Here is a 16908-nt window from a genome sequence, read left to right on the forward strand (position 1 = left end):
TATTGTTTTAAAAATGATTCTATTTTAACTAGAAATCAAGTATGTTTTTTTAAAATTCAAAAGTTTATAAACAAGTTTCAATTTACCAAATATTATTTCTTCCGTCTTCTAACCAACCACCGCACTACCAACAGCACGATAATAACCACAATAAACAATGGCCACAGGTATAATAACCCTAAAAAGAACACCGAAACGCCGTTCCAGCCGCCTTGTAGGGCGTTTTTAATTTTTTGTCCGTAGGAAACGGTCACGCCGCTTTCGGCGGTGTATTTATAAAATTCTAGATTAATTGTACTTACCGAAACTCGGTCTTGTAAATACTTTAATCTTCCTTGTTTGGCTTCAATCTCTTCACGGATGTTAGAGAGCTCGCGCTCAATTTCGAGCATTTCTTTTACATTTTTAGCTTTTGAAAGAAGTTCTAAGTAGCGATTTTCCAGTTCGCGTTTTGCTTTTAATCGTGCTTGTAAATCAATAAACTCTTCGGTAACATCTTGTCGTGAGATATCTCGCTGATCAAAATACTCCACTCCTTCTGAAACCGAATTGATAAACGCTTGAAAATTTTTGGTAGGTACCCGCACGGTCATATTTCGGAAAATACGATTGTAACTTTTTCCAGAATTATCATTGGCAACAAAGCCTTCATATTGATTGGTTAATTGCAGAATTTTTTTGTGAGTATCATCGGGTGAAGGCGTTTCAAAAGCTAGTCGGGCGGTTTTAATAATTTTCTGTTCTTGTTCTTCAGAAGTGATTCTCTTTTGTTGAATCATGCTTTCTTCAAAATATGCAACATCTTCTATTGCTTCTCCAGCAGGAGATGGTGCCGATGGTACGGCGTTGGAGCCTCCACTATTTGAACATCCAAGAATAAATGAAAATAATAATAAGCTAATTGCTTTCATATGATATTTTTTTAAGGAGCGAAACAACTGATTGTTCTAGAAAACTATAATCAGGATTTTCTTTTCCAAGATATAAAAATAACAACGCAAATTTCTTGCCGTTATTGATTATAAGTTGTTCTTTATTAAGCCTGTAAGCTTCTCTTAATTTTCTTTTAATGTGATTGCGTTGCACTGCCAACTTAAAATTACGTTTGGGAACAGCAAATGCAGCTTGTGTATATTCTGCGTTTTCTACTTCAATGAAAAATACTTTTACCGGAAATTTTTTGAACGATTTTCCTTCAGTAAAAAGGCGTTCAATGGTTTTTCGGCTTTTAAGTTTTTCGTGTTTTGGAAATGTTTGACTCACAAGGTAAAGATATAAAAAGACCTCACAAGTTTAGTACAACTGTGAGGTCTGTATTGTAAAAGGTTTTAGAAAAAATTATTCTACGCCCCAAGTATTATTTTGTGGATTGAGGTCTGCCATACGGTTTGACGCATCAATCTTCATGCTTTTTACTTTTTTACCATCTGTTATTTCAAATTGGTATGTAGGGTATGCCCAAGCCCAATCTGGTAATACACGGTATTTCATATTTGGATATGGGTTTGGCTTTTCTGCACGAGCCATTTGTAACGGAATATAAAAATATTCTTCTGTGCCGTCTTCATAGGTTACAAATAAATCAATTGGCATTGGCATTAAACCAATACGTTCAAGTGTTATTGTGGTTGTGTTTCCTACAGATTCTACACCTTTTATTCCATAGTCTATGGTGTTTGTAGTTTGAGCAAAATCGGTTAAATACCAGTCTAACTCAAAGCCTGATACCTTTTCGGCTACGCGAATAAAGTCATTGGGTGTAGGGTGTTTAAAAGCCCAGTCATCAAAATACTTATGAAGTGTTTTTGATAGGTTTTCTTCACCTATTACGTATCCTAACTGTGCTAAAAACACAGCTCCTTTGCTGTATGCGTTAATTCCGTAAGAACGGTTGGTTGCATACCTGTCTGCGTGAGTTGTTAACGGCTGTTCTTGACCACTTTTAGCCATAAACTGATATCCTCGATATGAACCGCTAAAAGGATTAGGACTTTTTTGATTCATTACTTCATTCATTGCCGCTGCTGAAATGTAACTTGTAAACCCTTCGTCCATCCATTCATGTTTAGACTCATTGGTAGCTAATAAAAACTGAAACCAGGTATGAGCCAGCTCGTGAGCGGTAACACCCACTAAACTTTCAAACTTTCGTTCACCGGTGATTAAAGTACACATAGCATACTCCATACCGCCATCACCACCTTGAATTACAGAATATTGTTTGTATGGATATTCACCAATGTGCTCATTAAAATACTTTAATAACTCTGCGGTTTTGGGTTGTAAGTTTTTCCAATTTTCTTGAATTTTTGGATCGTCTTTATAGAAAAAATGAAGTGTTACGCCATTAGGGCCTTCATATTTATCGTGCACATAATTATCATCTGCTGCCCAAGTAAAATCGTGTACATTTGGTGCTTTAAAATGCCAAGAATACTTTCCGTTAACTGGTTTCATGTTTTTCAATCCTTTAGGACCGTAACCGTGACCTACCTCTTCAGGGTTTTCTAAATAACCAGTACCTCCAATAGTGTAAGCAGCATCTATGGTAATTTTTACATCATAATCTCCCCAAACGCTATGAAACTCACGCCCTATGTAAGGGTCTGCATGCCATCCTTGAAAATCATATTCTGCTATTTTTGGGTACCATTGAGTCATAGAAAGAGCGACACCTTCGGCGTTGTTTCTTCCTGAACGACGAATTTGAACAGGAACTTGCGCATCCCATTCCATATTAAATGTGGTGCTTTCTCCCGGCTTAATTGGAGTATTTAACTCAACTTCTAAAACTGTACCTACCACCTCATAATTAACAGTTTGACCATCTTGTGTTAAGAGAGTTGGTTTTATGTATCCTATTTCAGAAGGTGATAATTTTGAAATACGATCGCCTACTCGACTATCTGGATCTGGGATGGTGCGTGAACGAATATCCATTTCACTTCCCGGTTGAAAAGCATTAAAATATAAGTGATAAAAAACCCTGTTTAAAACATCTGGAGAGTTGTTGGTATAAACAAGTTCTTGTTTTCCTTTGTATTGATAGGTTTCTACATCCATATCAATTTCCATTTTATAATCTACTTTTTGTTGCCAATACGAGGTATTGTTTTGCGCCACAACTGAAGCAACCATAAAAAAGATAAGGATGTTTCCGAAGAGATATTTCATAAGTATAGTATTAGATTCAAAAAAAAGAGGCCTTACCAACGGTAAAGCCTCTAATATAGTTTTTTATTTTAAACGAGATTTTTTGTCTGCCATAATCATCGCATTGTACATATTTACCATCTTACCCGATGTTGATATGTTGGTGAAGTTATCTGTATTTGAATCATCTCCACCTAAGATAACGTTGGTGTTTGAGCTTAATCCGCTATCCATAATTATTTGCTTAATCTCACTTGCAGAAAGATTAGGATAGTATGAACGCAGCGTTGCTGCAACACCAGCAACAGCTGGAGCAGCCATTGATGTACCTTGTAAATATTCATATTCGTTTAATGGTGTTGTTGCCCAAATTTTTACACCAGGAGCAAATACATCTACATTGCTTTTACCATAATTTGAAAAGGTTGCAACCAATTCGCCACCATATTTATAGTTTAATGCACCAACCGTTAATACGTTATCGGCATATTCTGCACCGGTTTTGGTTTGATCATTAGGGTATACTTCTGTTTCATCTAAGTCAATCCCTTCGTTTCCGGCAGCATTTACAATTAACACATCTTTTGAAGCTGCATATTTAATTGCATCACGAACCCACTCTGGATGGGTGGTGTAGTATTTTCCGAAGCTAGTATTGATAACTTTTGCTCCATTATCTACCGCATAACGAATAGCTAGAGCAATGTCTTTGTCATACTCATCACCATCTGGAACGGCACGAATTACCATTATTTCTACATTTTCGGCAACACCGTCAATTCCAATTTCGTTATTACGTTCACCGGCAATTATACCAGATACGTGTGTACCGTGCTTGGCATCTTCTTTTTTAGGGTCTGGACCAGAAACTTGATTATTTCCATAATTTGTATCGGTAATATCATCTGGATTATCACCTAAAACACTACGGAAATCTTTTTCAAGGTTGAAGTGGTTTTCTAATCTTCCACCAAAATAATCAATACCACCTTCTAGTTGCTCAATCACTGCATTTACTGAATCACCATAGCTTAACATTTGAGTCAACATAGCAATTTGTTGCTTTTCTGAAGCAGTTGGGTTTGATATTGCAGCCAATTCTTCAGCAGTGTAGTCATCTTTTCCAAGTTTTTCAACCATAGCTTCGTGAGCTGGTTTTACTTGCTGTAATATTTGCTCATAACGAGCTTTGTTTGCAGCAACTTCTTGTTTCTCTTTTTCATACTCAGCTTTTGCTTTGTTGTATAATGCAAAAGATTCGCGGTCTGCTGCACTAATTGAAGCTTCTGTTTTACCTTTAAACTTTGGTTCTAGTTTTCTCATTATTCGGGTATATTCAAGGTTTTCACCTACAATATCACCCAAAAAGTTCCATCCGTGAATATCATCTACGTATCCATTATTATCGTCATCTTTACCGTTACCTGGAATTTCATCTTCATTAACCCAGATAACATTTTTTAAATCTTCATGCTCTACATCAACACCGCTGTCAATCACACCTACAATTACAGTGCTTCCTTTTTTACGTTTTGAAAGAATTTCATTGTATGTTTTATCAACACTCATACCTGGGATGGTGTCTGTAATGAGGTCTGCTGCACCCCATCTTTTATATTGCTCATCACTTAGTGGAGCTGTTTTAAGAGGGAGTGTGTCAATGTTTTCAATTGGGGTTGAAATGATAGGAGCCGTGCTGCTTCCACAACCGGCTAAAACTACTGCAGAGGCAGCAGCAAAAAGGGATGTTTTAAAAATATTCATTTTTAGTAAAAATTAATTAAATAGTTCATTAAAAGTAAAAACCTGATCTAAGCGAACGCCTTTTTCAGTGTGTTTTACGGTTATTATTTGGTTATGAGCATCGTGCTCCAAAAAAAGATAATACTTATTGTCTGCCGCTTGATTGAGAAACTTTTCTTTTTCAGATAAAGTAAGTAAAGGACGTGTATCATAGCCCATTACATACGGTAAGGGTAAATGACCGGCCGTTGGCAAAAGATCTGCCATAAAAACCAATTTTTTTCCTTTGTAATCAATATGCGGAATCATTTGTTTATCGGTATGTCCATCTACAAATAGAATGCCGAAATCCATCTCATTTGATTGAGAAAAGTTACCGGAAGCTTTATCAACAAAGTGAAGCTGTCCGCTTTCTTCCATTGGTAAAATATTTTCTTTTAAAAAAGAAGCTTTTTCTCGAGGATTTGGGTTTACAGCCCATTGCCAATGCTCTTTATTACTCCAAAATTTTGCATTTTTAAAAGCCGGTTCATAACCGGTTCGGTCTTTGTTCCATTGTATGCATCCACCACAATGATCAAAGTGAAGGTGCGTCATAAAAACATCTGTAATGTCATCACGATGAAAACCGTGTTTTTGTAATGATTTGTCTATTGAATCATCTCCCCATTGATAATAATACCCAAAGAATTTTTCACTTTGTTTATTTCCCATTCCAGTATCTATAAGGGTAAGACGGTCGCCATTTTCAATAAGAAGGCATCTGGCGGCCATATCAATCATATTATTATTGTCTGCGGGATTGGTTCTATTCCATAATGATTTGGGCACTACACCGAACATAGCACCACCATCCAATTTAAAATTTCCGGCTTCAATGGGGTACAACTTCATAATCTTAACTTTAAAGTCTGCAAAATACTAAAAGCGATGCAGTCCCTTAGGTGTGTAGTTAAATATTTGTATTATTTTTAACAAAAAGTTAGCTTTTGCGAAATTTTAAAAGAAGCTATATTACCCAAAAGGAAATTTATGATTGAATTAGCAGGAATTATTGTTTTAGGAATTTTAGCACAGTGGGTCGCTTGGAAGTTTAAAATTCCCGCAATTTTACCCTTAATACTCATCGGTCTTTTTGTAGGCCCCATTTCTACATTACTTTCTGAAGACGGCACACAATGGATACAACCCATTTATGATGGAAAAAACGGTCTCTTTCCCGGTGAAAATCTTTTTTATTTTGTGTCGTTAGCAATTGGTATTATCCTTTTTGAAGGAGGTTTAACGCTTCGTCGAGGTGAGATTACAAAAGTAGGTGGTGTAATAGGAAAATTAATTAGCATAGGTTCTGCTATTACCTTTATTGGTGCCGGTGTGGCAGCGCATTATGTTTTTGGACTTGACTGGCGAATTTCCTTTTTATTTTCAGCTCTAATAATTGTAACAGGACCTACTGTAATTACTCCTATTCTTAGAAATATTCCTTTAAAAAAGCATGTTTCGGCAGTATTAAAATGGGAAGGAATATTAATTGATCCAATCGGTGCATTGGTGGCTGTTTTGGTTTTTGAATTCATAAGTGTTGAAGGAGATGCGGGCTTTACCAAACAAGCTCTTATTGAGTTCGGAAAAATTGTATTAATTGGTTTCTCCTTCGGAATTTCTGCAGGGTATGCTCTTTACTTTTCAATAAAAAGGAAATTAATTCCTCATTACCTTCTTAATGTGGTGTCGCTTTCTATGGTGTTGATGATATTTGTGTTGAGCGACCAATTTGCTCATGAATCTGGGTTACTTGCAGTAGTTGTTATGGGTATGTTTTTAGGAAATAGTGATTTACCCAGTCTTAAAGAACTACTTTATTTTAAAGAATCTTTAAGTGTATTGCTTATTTCAATTTTATTCATTCTTCTAGCGGCAAATATTAGCTTGGAAGATATGCTATTGGTTTATAACTGGAAGACAGCAATTTTATTAGCCATTATTATTTTTCTTTTAAGACCGCTTGGCGTTTTTATAAGCACGATGGGCTCTAGCTTAAAAACCAATGAAAAATTATTTATAAGTTGGGTAGGACCACGAGGTATTGTAGCAGCTGGTATTGCATCACTTTTTGGTACCAAGCTAGTAATTGAAGGTGTTCCCGGAGCCGAATATATAACTCCATTAGTTTTTGCAGTGGTGTTGGTTACTGTTTTATTAAACGCTGCATCTGCTCGCTTTTTTGCTTCGGCAGTAGGTGTTTTCTTAAAAACTTCAGAAGGTATAATGATTGTTGGAGCTTCAAAGGTTTCAAGGTTGATAGGAACCTACCTTCAAAAAAACAACCGCCACGTTGTTTTGGTTGATACCAACCGGTTGAATATTGAAAAAGCCAAAGAGCTGGGCCTTGAAGCTATTAACGGAAATATTTATTCTGACGATCTTTCAGATAATATTGAATTAAACGACGTAGGGTATTTGCTAGCAATGACAGGAAACGATGAAATTAACGCCCAAGCGTTAAGACGTTATCGAGATATATTTGGAGAAAATGGTGCTTTCAGATTAATGAATTCTGAAGAACGAAAAATTAAAAACTCAATTTCTTCAAACGAACTTTTCTCAACAACACATGATTACGTTAGGTTTACCGAAGTTGCTCGTGATTTCCCTTCGATACAAGAATTGCCTATAGATACACAATCAAAATTTTTAAAGCTTCTTGGCTATATTGAAGAAGAAGAAAATGCAGTTCCATTGTTTATAAAAGACGATGAAAACCACATAGACCTGATTGAAAACCCTCAAGAGATGGAAATTACAAAAGAAAGTTATTTGGTTTATTTAGGAAAACCTATTGACTTTGAAGACGTAATGAATGTAACCAAAGAAGAAGAGGAAAAAACTGAAGCTCAATAATAAAACAAAGGGCTTACCGTTTTTTTATAAACAGAATTTCATGAAAAAAACCATCCTTTCACTCTGTTGTTTTACAGCTGCTCTTTTGTTTTCTTCTTGTGAAGATGACCAAGATGTATCGTGTATTGTTTGTAGCTCTCCAGAAACAGCCTCGTTTGAGCTTTGTCGTGATCAAAACGGAAATGCTACCGTGAATGGTGAAAACACCAATACAGATTATGATGAGTACTTAGCAGGCTTACAAGAGTCTGGTGTTACTTGCGGTGACGGTTAAAAACCTAGTCGTTAAGTTTTAAAACAGCCATAAATGCTTCTTGAGGAATTTCTACATTACCAACAGCTCGCATACGCTTTTTACCTTTTTTCTGCTTTTCTAGTAGTTTTCTTTTACGTGAAATATCACCTCCGTAACATTTTGCAGTTACATCTTTACGAAGGGCTTTAACCGTTTCTCTTGAAATAATCTTTGACCCAATAGCAGCCTGAATAGGAATATCAAACTGTTGTCTTGGAATTAATTCTTTCAGCTTTTCACACATGCGCTTACCTATATCGTAAGCATTGTCACGGTGTAACAGCGCAGAAAGTGCATCAACCGTATTACCATTTAATAAAACATCTACTTTAACTAGGTGTGATTCTCTCATACCTATTGGTGCATAATCAAAAGAGGCATATCCTTTTGAAACCGTTTTTAATCGATCGTAAAAATCAAATACAATTTCGGCCAAAGGCATATCAAAAATAAGCTCAACTCGCTCTGTGGTTAAATAGGTTTGATTAACTATTTGTCCTCTTTTTTCAATACAGAGTGACATAACAGGCCCTACAAAGTCTGCTTTTGTAATAATAGACGCTTTAATAAAAGGCTCTTCTACTCGGTTCAGGGTAGAGGGTTCCGGCAGATCTGACGGATTGTTTACCATAACAATTTCGTCAGGTTGTTTATTGGTATATGCGTGATAAGATACGTTAGGTACCGTAGTAATAACCGTCATATCAAATTCGCGCTCTAGACGTTCTTGAATGATTTCTAAATGAAGCATTCCTAAGAAACCACATCTAAAACCAAAACCTAACGCTGCAGAACTTTCAGGTTGAAAAACCAAAGAAGCATCATTAAGTTGCAGTTTTTCCATGGAGGTTCTTAACTCTTCATAATCTTCAGTATCTACAGGATAAATACCGGCAAATACCATAGGTTTTACATCTTCAAATCCTTCAATCATATTGGTAGTAGGACTTTTTGCATCTGTAATGGTATCACCAACTTTTACCTCGCGAGCATCCTTAATACCTGTAATTAAATACCCTACATCTCCTGTTTTAATTACTTGCTTGGGTAGCTGTTTTAATTTTAAGGTTCCTACTTCATCGGCATCATAGCTTTTGCCGGTAGCCATAAATTTAATTTTTTGCCCTTTTTTTATTTCACCATTTAGTACTCTAAAGTAGGTTTCAACACCTCTAAATGGATTATAAACTGAATCAAATATTAATGCTTGCAATGATTCATCGGGGTTTCCTTTTGGGGCAGGAACACGTTTAATAATAGCTTCTAGAATATCATCAATCCCTAAGCCGGTTTTGGCGCTGGCAGGAATTATTTCTGAAGGGTCACAACCCAAAAGGTCTACAATATCATCGGTTACTTCTTCTGGATTTGCAGAAGGCAAGTCAATTTTGTTTAACACCGGAATAATTTCCAGATCATTTTCGAGTGCTAAATATAAGTTTGAAATGGTTTGAGCTTGTATGCTTTGTGCGGCATCAACAACTAACAAAGCTCCTTCACAAGCAGCAATGCTTCGGGATACTTCGTATGAAAAATCTACGTGTCCCGGTGTGTCAATTAAGTTTAAAATATATTTTTCTCCTTCATATTCATAATCCATTTGTATGGCATGACTCTTTATGGTAATACCTCGCTCACGCTCCAAATCCATACTATCCAGCAACTGCTCTTGTTTTTCACGAGAGGTGACAGTTGCGGTAGAATCTAGTAAGCGGTCTGCCAAAGTACTTTTACCGTGGTCAATATGTGCGATGATACAAAAATTGCGAATGTTCTTCATAGTGTTCTTCTTCCGTAGCAAGTTGAATGCAAATATAGTTTAAATTGAAATGAAAAAAACATTTGTTTCGTTTCATCGAAAAATATCCAAAAGAATTTGAATGTTAAGATAATATTAACATATTTGTACTAGCAGCGTATTTAATTGAAGTAAGCTTCATCTCCCCCTTAAATCGCAAAAACATAACAAACCCTAATCTATGAAAGAACTGCGTCTGCTATATCTTTTAATGTTTTGTGCTACCTCAATGTTTGCACAAGAATATTCAATTACTGGAAAAGTATCAGATACAAACAATAAGCCCATTTCCTTTGTAAATGTTTTGGTATTTGAAGAAAATGCCGATGAAGCATTTAAAGGGTCTACCACAAATGAAGAAGGTTTTTTTAAACTAGAAGCGCTAGAAGAAAAAACCTATAAATTAACCTTTAGCTACGTTGGCTATCAAACGATTACCAAAACAGTTACGGTTTCTTCAGAAGAAAACATTGGTACAATAACCTTAAACAATAGCACCGAAAACCTAGAAGAAACGGTTGTATATGCAAAACAACCAACCATTACCAGAAAAGGCGGCAAACTGGTTTTTAATGTAGCAAATACTTCTTTATCTATTGGAAACAGTTTTGACATTATTAAAAAAACACCCGGTGTTTTGGTTTTTGGAGATAATATTTCAATTAAAAATCAACCAACAACCGTCTACTTAAATGACAAGCGAATTTATTTATCTCCTTCTGAAACGGTCGTGTTTTTAAGAAACTTAGATGCTTCAATTATTGAATCTGTAGAAGTAATTACCTCGCCTTCGGCCAAATATGACGCCGAAGCCGGAACAATTCTGAATATAAATACCACACGGCCTGTTGATCCAGGATATAAAGGCTCTGTAAACGGAACTTATAGACAAGCCGTTTTTGCTAAATATCAAATAGGAACATCTCATTTTTATAAAAATGACTGGCTTAATTTTTATGGAAGTTACAGCTATAATCCAAAAAAACTAAACCGTGACCAAGAGAGTTACATCCGCTTTTTTGAACCCGATGAAACCTCTACTGCATCAATTTGGGAAGGAGACTTTAATAGACAGACAAAAAGATATGCGCACCAAGCCAACGTTTTTACAGATTTTACACTAGATGAAAATAATTCTATTACACTTGGAGCAAGCTTGCTTTTATCACCCAATACTACATATGATAACAGCCAGTTTTTTGAAATTTTTAATGCACAACGGCAGTTAGACTCCACCTTTACATCTCACAGTGACTTAGAAAAAGACCTTTCAAACCTTACTGTTAATGTGGGTTATGCAACCACACTAGATGAAGATGGTTCTCTGTTGTCAATAGGAGCAAACTATATAGCGTACAACAGTGATCAATACCAAAACGTAATAACAGACTATTTTTTACCAAACGGTAATTTTCTTCGGAATAATAGTTTCTACACACTTTCTGACCAGAAAACCAATATACTAACCGGAAATGCCGATTTGTCTACCACTTTATTTTCTGGAAGTTTTGATGCTGGTATAAAATACTCAAGCATTGATACCGACACAGGACTTGATTTTTTTGATGTTGTAAATAACAGTCAATCTTTCAACCCAGAACTGTCAGATGTTTTTTTATATGAAGAATCAATCTATGCAGCATATATTGATTTTGCAAAAGAGTTTGAAAAGTTTGATATAAACATAGGCTTAAGAACCGAATATACCGATGTAGAAGGTGATTCACGCTCCTTAGGAAAGGTAAACACACAAAACTATTTTGAGTGGTTTCCAAGTGTTTCATTAAACTATCAGCTTTCAGAAAACCATGAGCTAGGTATCAATTATGCAAGAAAAATTGAACGTCCTCGCTATCATAGCTTAAACCCATTTAAGTATTTTATTAATGAAAATAACTTTAATACTGGTAACCCAAATTTACGTCCTGCAATAGATAATAAAATAACTTTAAGTTACACCTACAATAGTAAATGGTCTTTTGAGGCATACTATCAACACATTGATCATTCACTAGAAATGTTGAATTATCAAAATAATGATACTAGAATTCTGCGGCAAATAGACGCAAATATGATAAACTTTTTTCAGTACAGTTTTGATGTTTCATACGCATCATCATTGAATAATTGGTGGTTTTTAAGCTTGGTAACTTCTACGTATTATTTAGAAAATGATTTTTTAGCGCTTGAAAGTTCTCAAGAGATAGCAAAAAATAATACTGCCGGTTTTTTTGGTCAGTTATATAATAATATTTCATTGTCAAAAGACAGAACCTTTTCAGCAGATGTTGTGGCAGTTTACTTTTCAAACTTAATCTCAGGTTCTTTAGACTACAACAATATATTTAACTTTTCAGTTTCTTTCAGAAAATCATTTTGGGACAATAAAGCGAGTGTTTTTATGGGAGTAGATGACATATTTAACACCAATAACGTACCGGTAACCTCCCAATATTTAAATCAAGACAACTCATATTTTACTATGCCAGAGTCGCGAGTTTTTAAAGTAGGTTTTACATATAACTTCGGAAATTTTCAATTAAACGATAATCAACGAAGCCTTGATAATGATGAAAACAACAGACTTGAAAATTAATTTTTTCAGAAACACTTCACATAAATCTTTCATCTTATAATTTTCGTAATTTTGCAGCATGGCAAAAATTGGAAGTATAGACGTAGGAGATTTTCCGCTGTTGCTTGCACCTATGGAAGATGTAAGCGATCCACCCTTTAGAGCTTTATGTAAAGAACAAGGAGCAGATGTAGTATATACAGAGTTTATCTCTTCAGAAGGGTTAATACGTGACGCAGCAAAAAGCGTTATGAAGCTTGATATTTATGAGAAAGAACGTCCTGTTGGCATTCAAATTTTTGGTGCCAATCTTGAATCGATGTTACAAAGTGTAGAAATTGTTGAAGCCAGTGGGCCTGATATTATCGACATCAATTTTGGCTGTCCTGTAAAAAAAGTAGTGAGCAAAGGAGCCGGAGCCGGTATTTTAAAAGATATTGACTTAATGGTTTCTTTGACCGAGGCAATGGTAAAGCATACCAAGCTACCCGTGACAGTTAAAACACGTTTAGGTTGGGATCACGACTCGATAAAGATTGTTGAGGTAGCAGAAAGGTTACAAGATGTAGGGTGTCAAGCTATTTCAATTCATGGCCGTACACGCGCACAGATGTATAAAGGAAATGCAGATTGGACTCCCATTGCTGAGGTAAAAAACAATCCTAGAATGCACATTCCTGTTTTTGGCAATGGTGATGTAGACACACCCGAGCGCGCAATGGAAATGCGTGATAAATTCGGACTTGATGGCGCCATGATTGGACGCGCCAGTATAGGCTACCCTTGGTTTTTTAATGAAGTAAAACATTATTTTAACACCGGAAAACACGCAGCCCCACCCACTATGGCAGAACGTGTTGAAGCAGCTCGACGCCATCTACAAATGTCTATAGACTGGAAAGGAGAAAAACTAGGTGTTTTTGAAACACGACGTCATTATACCAATTACTTTAAAGGCATTCCAAATTTTAAACCCTATCGCATGAAAATGGTGACTAGCGATGATAGTGCAGACGTTTTTGCTGCCTTTGAAGAGGTGCTAGATAAATTTGGTGATTATCAATTTGCTTAAGAAAGTAATTTTTTGCTAACTCTGCTAGAAGCTATTTTTGAAGCGATGACACCTAGCACAGAAATAGTTACAAACACCACAATTACATTTATAATTTGGAACTTTACCGGATAAGGAAGAGTAGCAGTAATGTTTACAAACTCAAACTGAAGTTGAGCCCAAACTGTAATTATACCTAAGCCAATCCCCAACAACCCGCCAAAAGTAGTCATGAGAGCACCTTGCAAAAAGAAAATTTTTCTAATATCTTTTAAGGTTGCACCAAGGTTATAAAGAGTTTTTACGTCTTTTCTCTTATCAAGAATCATCATAATAATAGACCCAATTACATTAAAAAGTGCAATGATCAATACCAAAGTAAAAATGAGGTACACTGCTATGTTTTCTGTATTCAACATTTTATAAAGCGCATCATTTTGCTGAATTCGATTTTTAATTAAAACTTCTTCAGAAAAAATAGATTGTAGTTGGTTTCTTATCGCTTCTTCTGAAACATTAGGCTTCAGCTTCAATTCAAGTGAAGAAACAGTTAAGCTATCGAGATTTAATAAATTACGAGCAAATTCAATATCACTAAAAACATACTTACTATTTAATTCCTCATTTACGTCATAGATTCCCGAAACTACAGCATTACGCTTAGTAAACGCATTTGAAACATCAAGAGCCGATATTTGACCGGTACCAGGTCGTGGCACATAAATATCCAGCAAGTCTGTATAATCATTTACCCCTAAAGAAAGTTTGTAAGCGATATTAAAACCAATAACCACTTCTTGTTGACCGGGCGTGAACCACTCGCTGAGGTATAGTATACTGTCTGTGGGATTTACTTTATTATAATTGGAATCAACACCTTTAATGTAAGCAATTTGATTTCTGCCTTTATATTGAAGAAAAACACGTTCTTCAATGACTTTTGAAAAAGATTGAACTTCGTTAAGTTGATTTAGTTTCTCTTCGGCAGCTTCAGAGAATTGAATTGTTTTTCCATTGGCCGGAAACACTTTTAAGTCGCTGTCAAAAACATTGGTAAACTGCAGGCTAAAATCTTTCAGTCCAGAAAACCCTGACAGCACTATAAATAAAGACATAGCACCAACTACAACACCTATAGCGGCAATTCCTGTTATGATGTTAATAGCGTTATTGCTGCTTTTTGAAAATAAGTACCGCTTAGCGATGTAGAGCGGAAACCTCAATATTATGATTTTTTGCGTTTAGGAAGTAGGTCTGGGTTTTCAATTGGGTTTTGTTTTTCCTTTACAGCTCTTTCTATGTTTTCAATATATTCCATAGAATCATCATTATAAAAAATAAGCTCAGGCATTTTCCGAAGCTGATTTTTGGTAAGTTGCGCAACTTGATGTTTGATTTTTGGAGTAAGTTGCTTTAACTCCTTTAAAATTGCTTCAGCTTTTTGAGAAGGAAAAACACTCACATATACTTTTGCAATAGACAAATCTACGGTAACTGAAACTTTTGAAACCGTCAATATAGTGCTTAATTGCCCCGACTCTCTAAGTAGTTCTTGCAAAACCTTTGCAAGGTCGTTCTGTAATACGCCTGCAATTTTTTTCTGTCTGTTACTCTCTTTCATACTCATATCGCAAAAATAGAACATTTAATGCTAACAACAGACTTGTTTTAATGAAGTGATACTAAAATAATGTACACGTAGCTATAAAGAATGTGTAAATTTGAAAAAATAAAACGTACAATGGAAAAAATAGAACATATAGGAATAGCCGTTAAAAGTATTTCTGAAGCAAATAAGACCTATGAAAAACTATTTGGCTATGAGCATTATAAAACCGAAAGCGTAGATGGTGAGGGTGTCACTACTTCATTCTTTACGTGTGGAGAAAGTAAAATTGAATTATTGGAAGCAACTCGCAAAGACAGCCCAATTGCTAAGTTTATTGAGAAAAAAGGAGAAGGGATTCACCACATTGCTTTTTCAGTAAAAAACATTAAAAGTGAAGTCGACCGGCTTAAAAAAGAAGGCTTTGTTGTGTTAAATGAAGAGCCCAAAAAAGGAGCAGACAATAAATGGGTTGTGTTTTTGCATCCAAAATCGGCTCATGGAGTGTTAATTGAGCTTTGTCAAGAGAGAGATTAACAATAAAAGCACATTAAATGCAAAAATTGTTTGCAGTAAAAATAAAGTGTTTTACATTTGCAGCTAGTTTGGTCCCATAGCTCAGCTGGTTAGAGCACCTGACTCATAATCAGGGGGTCCATGGTTCGAGCCCATGTGGGACCACTTTTTTGGTTTAGAAAGTTTAGTTCTTTTTTTGATTTTAGTAAAGAAAAGTTTTACGTTTCGAATTACTTTTTTATATTGATGATTTTATTTCAAATAAATTGCTTTATTTTAGCCGTTTATAAAAAATAAATTGTTTTTTCATATTTACAGCAGTAATATAAACGAGAAAAATGAGTTATTAAATATTGTATAACTTTATTTTTACTTTGATATTAATAAAAAAATAGTACTTTAGACACCAATTATGCGACCCCGAATCGTTTTCATATTAACTATTGGACTAAGCTTATTTACTAATGTAATGAGTTTCGCACAATCTGTGTCCGATACTAAAGGCCCACCACCTCCAAATATTGAAAATAGACCGCCTGGAGGGGCACAATTGCCAGTTGACGACAATATTTACATTCTAATTTTATTTGGATTACTATTGGGGGGTTACTTTATAGTTAAAAAATATCGCTCTAACGATATCCCTGCGTAAGTCTCTTAACGTATTTTCCTACCACGTCAAATTCCAAATTGACAATCGAACCTTTTTCTAAGGCTTTAAAATTTGTATTATTATAGGTATATGGAATAATTGCCACACTAAATTCATTTTCTTTAGAATTTACAACGGTTAAACTTACTCCATTTATTGTGATAGAACCCTTTTCTATAGTCACATTGTGTTTATTTCCTTCATAAGTAAACGTGAATACCCAACTACCATCAACTTCTTCTATAGATTTACAAACTCCGGTTTGATCTACGTGACCTTGCACAATGTGCCCATCAAGACGATCCCCTAGCTTCATAGCACGCTCTAGGTTTACCCAATCTCCTTCTTTAAGATTACTAAGGTTGGTTTTTTGTAGCGTTTCGTCAATTGCGGTAACCACATATGATTCTTCATTTATATCAACAACTGTTAAACAAACTCCATTGTGTGATACACTTTGATCGATTTTTAATTCTGAAGCTAAACCACTCAATACTTCTATATGAAGATTTTTGCTTTCTGAGGTTAGTTTTTTGATTTTTCCAACCTGCTCAATAATTCCTGTAAACATCCTTAAATTAGTTACATTTGTATACTGCAAAAATAAAAATTAAATAC

The 16908-nt window shown here is 35.3% G+C and carries 14 protein-coding genes and 1 tRNA gene; 6 read left to right on the forward strand and 9 right to left on the reverse strand.

Annotated features, from left to right (window positions below; genetic code table 11):
- Window positions 1–92 precede the first annotated feature (92 nt).
- The 5 genes from INR76_RS04160 to INR76_RS04180 all read right to left on the reverse strand — a co-directional run bounded on the left by INR76_RS04160 (window position 93) and on the right by INR76_RS04180 (window position 5790).
- Entirely contained in the window at window positions 93–911 is an 819-nt protein-coding gene (locus INR76_RS04160; RefSeq protein WP_223109401.1) for a DUF4349 domain-containing protein, read from the reverse strand.
- Window positions 898–1263 carry a ribonuclease P protein component gene (rnpA, locus tag INR76_RS04165; RefSeq protein WP_223109402.1) on the reverse strand — a complete coding sequence of 122 codons (366 nt, stop codon included), beginning with the start codon at window positions 1261–1263 and terminating at the stop codon, window positions 898–900. Before rnpA ends, INR76_RS04160 begins: the two co-directional genes overlap by 14 nt.
- Before the next feature lie 75 nt (window positions 1264–1338).
- Entirely contained in the window at window positions 1339–3174 is a 1836-nt protein-coding gene (locus INR76_RS04170; RefSeq protein WP_223109403.1) for a M1 family metallopeptidase, read from the reverse strand.
- Window positions 3175–3237: 63 nt separating this feature from the next.
- Complete coding sequence (locus tag INR76_RS04175) at window positions 3238–4917, reverse strand: S8 family peptidase (protein WP_223109404.1); 1680 nt, start codon at window positions 4915–4917, stop codon at window positions 3238–3240.
- Window positions 4918–4929: 12 nt separating this feature from the next.
- Entirely contained in the window at window positions 4930–5790 is an 861-nt protein-coding gene (locus INR76_RS04180) for an MBL fold metallo-hydrolase (protein WP_223109405.1), read from the reverse strand.
- Window positions 5791–5928: 138 nt separating this feature from the next.
- On the opposite strand from INR76_RS04180, the gene INR76_RS04185 reads away from it, so the two are divergent.
- Both INR76_RS04185 and INR76_RS04190 read left to right on the forward strand, forming a co-directional pair.
- A complete protein-coding gene (locus INR76_RS04185) occupies window positions 5929–7797 on the forward strand; it encodes a sodium:proton antiporter (protein ID WP_223109406.1) in 1869 nt (622 codons plus the stop codon).
- Between the two features lie 40 nt (window positions 7798–7837).
- Window positions 7838–8071, forward strand: a complete 234-nt coding sequence (locus INR76_RS04190) for a hypothetical protein (RefSeq protein ID WP_223109407.1) — start codon at window positions 7838–7840, stop codon at window positions 8069–8071.
- Between the two features lie 4 nt (window positions 8072–8075).
- Here INR76_RS04190 and lepA read toward each other — a convergent pair whose 3' ends face one another.
- A complete protein-coding gene (gene lepA, locus INR76_RS04195) occupies window positions 8076–9872 on the reverse strand; it encodes a translation elongation factor 4 (protein WP_223109408.1) in 1797 nt (598 codons plus the stop codon).
- A 199-nt stretch (window positions 9873–10071) separates the two neighbouring features.
- On the opposite strand from lepA, the gene INR76_RS04200 reads away from it, so the two are divergent.
- On the forward strand, window positions 10072–12486 hold the full coding sequence (locus INR76_RS04200; RefSeq protein ID WP_223109409.1) for an outer membrane beta-barrel family protein: 2415 nt from the start codon (window positions 10072–10074) through the stop codon (window positions 12484–12486).
- A 58-nt stretch (window positions 12487–12544) separates the two neighbouring features.
- Entirely contained in the window at window positions 12545–13537 is a 993-nt protein-coding gene (gene dusB / locus INR76_RS04205) for a tRNA dihydrouridine synthase DusB (RefSeq protein WP_223109410.1), read from the forward strand.
- Here dusB and INR76_RS04210 read toward each other — a convergent pair.
- Together INR76_RS04210 and rbfA are read right to left on the reverse strand one after the other, a co-directional pair.
- Window positions 13534–14739, reverse strand: coding sequence for an FtsX-like permease family protein (locus tag INR76_RS04210; protein WP_223109411.1), 1206 nt, complete (start codon window positions 14737–14739; stop codon window positions 13534–13536). The two genes, dusB and INR76_RS04210, sit on opposite strands and share 4 nt — an antisense overlap.
- 2 nt (window positions 14740–14741) lie before the next feature.
- Window positions 14742–15137 carry a 30S ribosome-binding factor RbfA gene (rbfA, locus tag INR76_RS04215; protein ID WP_255592885.1) on the reverse strand — a complete coding sequence of 132 codons (396 nt, stop codon included), beginning with the start codon at window positions 15135–15137 and terminating at the stop codon, window positions 14742–14744.
- Window positions 15138–15257: 120 nt separating this feature from the next.
- Here rbfA and mce point away from each other — a divergent pair, with 120 nt between their 5' ends.
- Window positions 15258–15659 carry a methylmalonyl-CoA epimerase gene (gene mce, locus INR76_RS04220; protein ID WP_223109413.1) on the forward strand — a complete coding sequence of 134 codons (402 nt, stop codon included), beginning with the start codon at window positions 15258–15260 and terminating at the stop codon, window positions 15657–15659.
- A gap of 70 nt (window positions 15660–15729) precedes the next feature.
- Window positions 15730–15803, forward strand: a tRNA-Ile gene (locus INR76_RS04225).
- A 467-nt stretch (window positions 15804–16270) separates the two neighbouring features.
- Here INR76_RS04225 and INR76_RS04230 read toward each other — a convergent pair.
- On the reverse strand, window positions 16271–16861 hold the full coding sequence (locus INR76_RS04230; protein WP_223109414.1) for a riboflavin synthase: 591 nt from the start codon (window positions 16859–16861) through the stop codon (window positions 16271–16273).
- Between the last annotated feature and the right edge of the window lie 47 nt (window positions 16862–16908).

The sequence above is a fragment of the Marixanthomonas sp. SCSIO 43207 genome, assembly GCF_019904255.1.
Classification (GTDB): Bacteria; Bacteroidota; Bacteroidia; order Flavobacteriales; family Flavobacteriaceae; genus Marixanthomonas.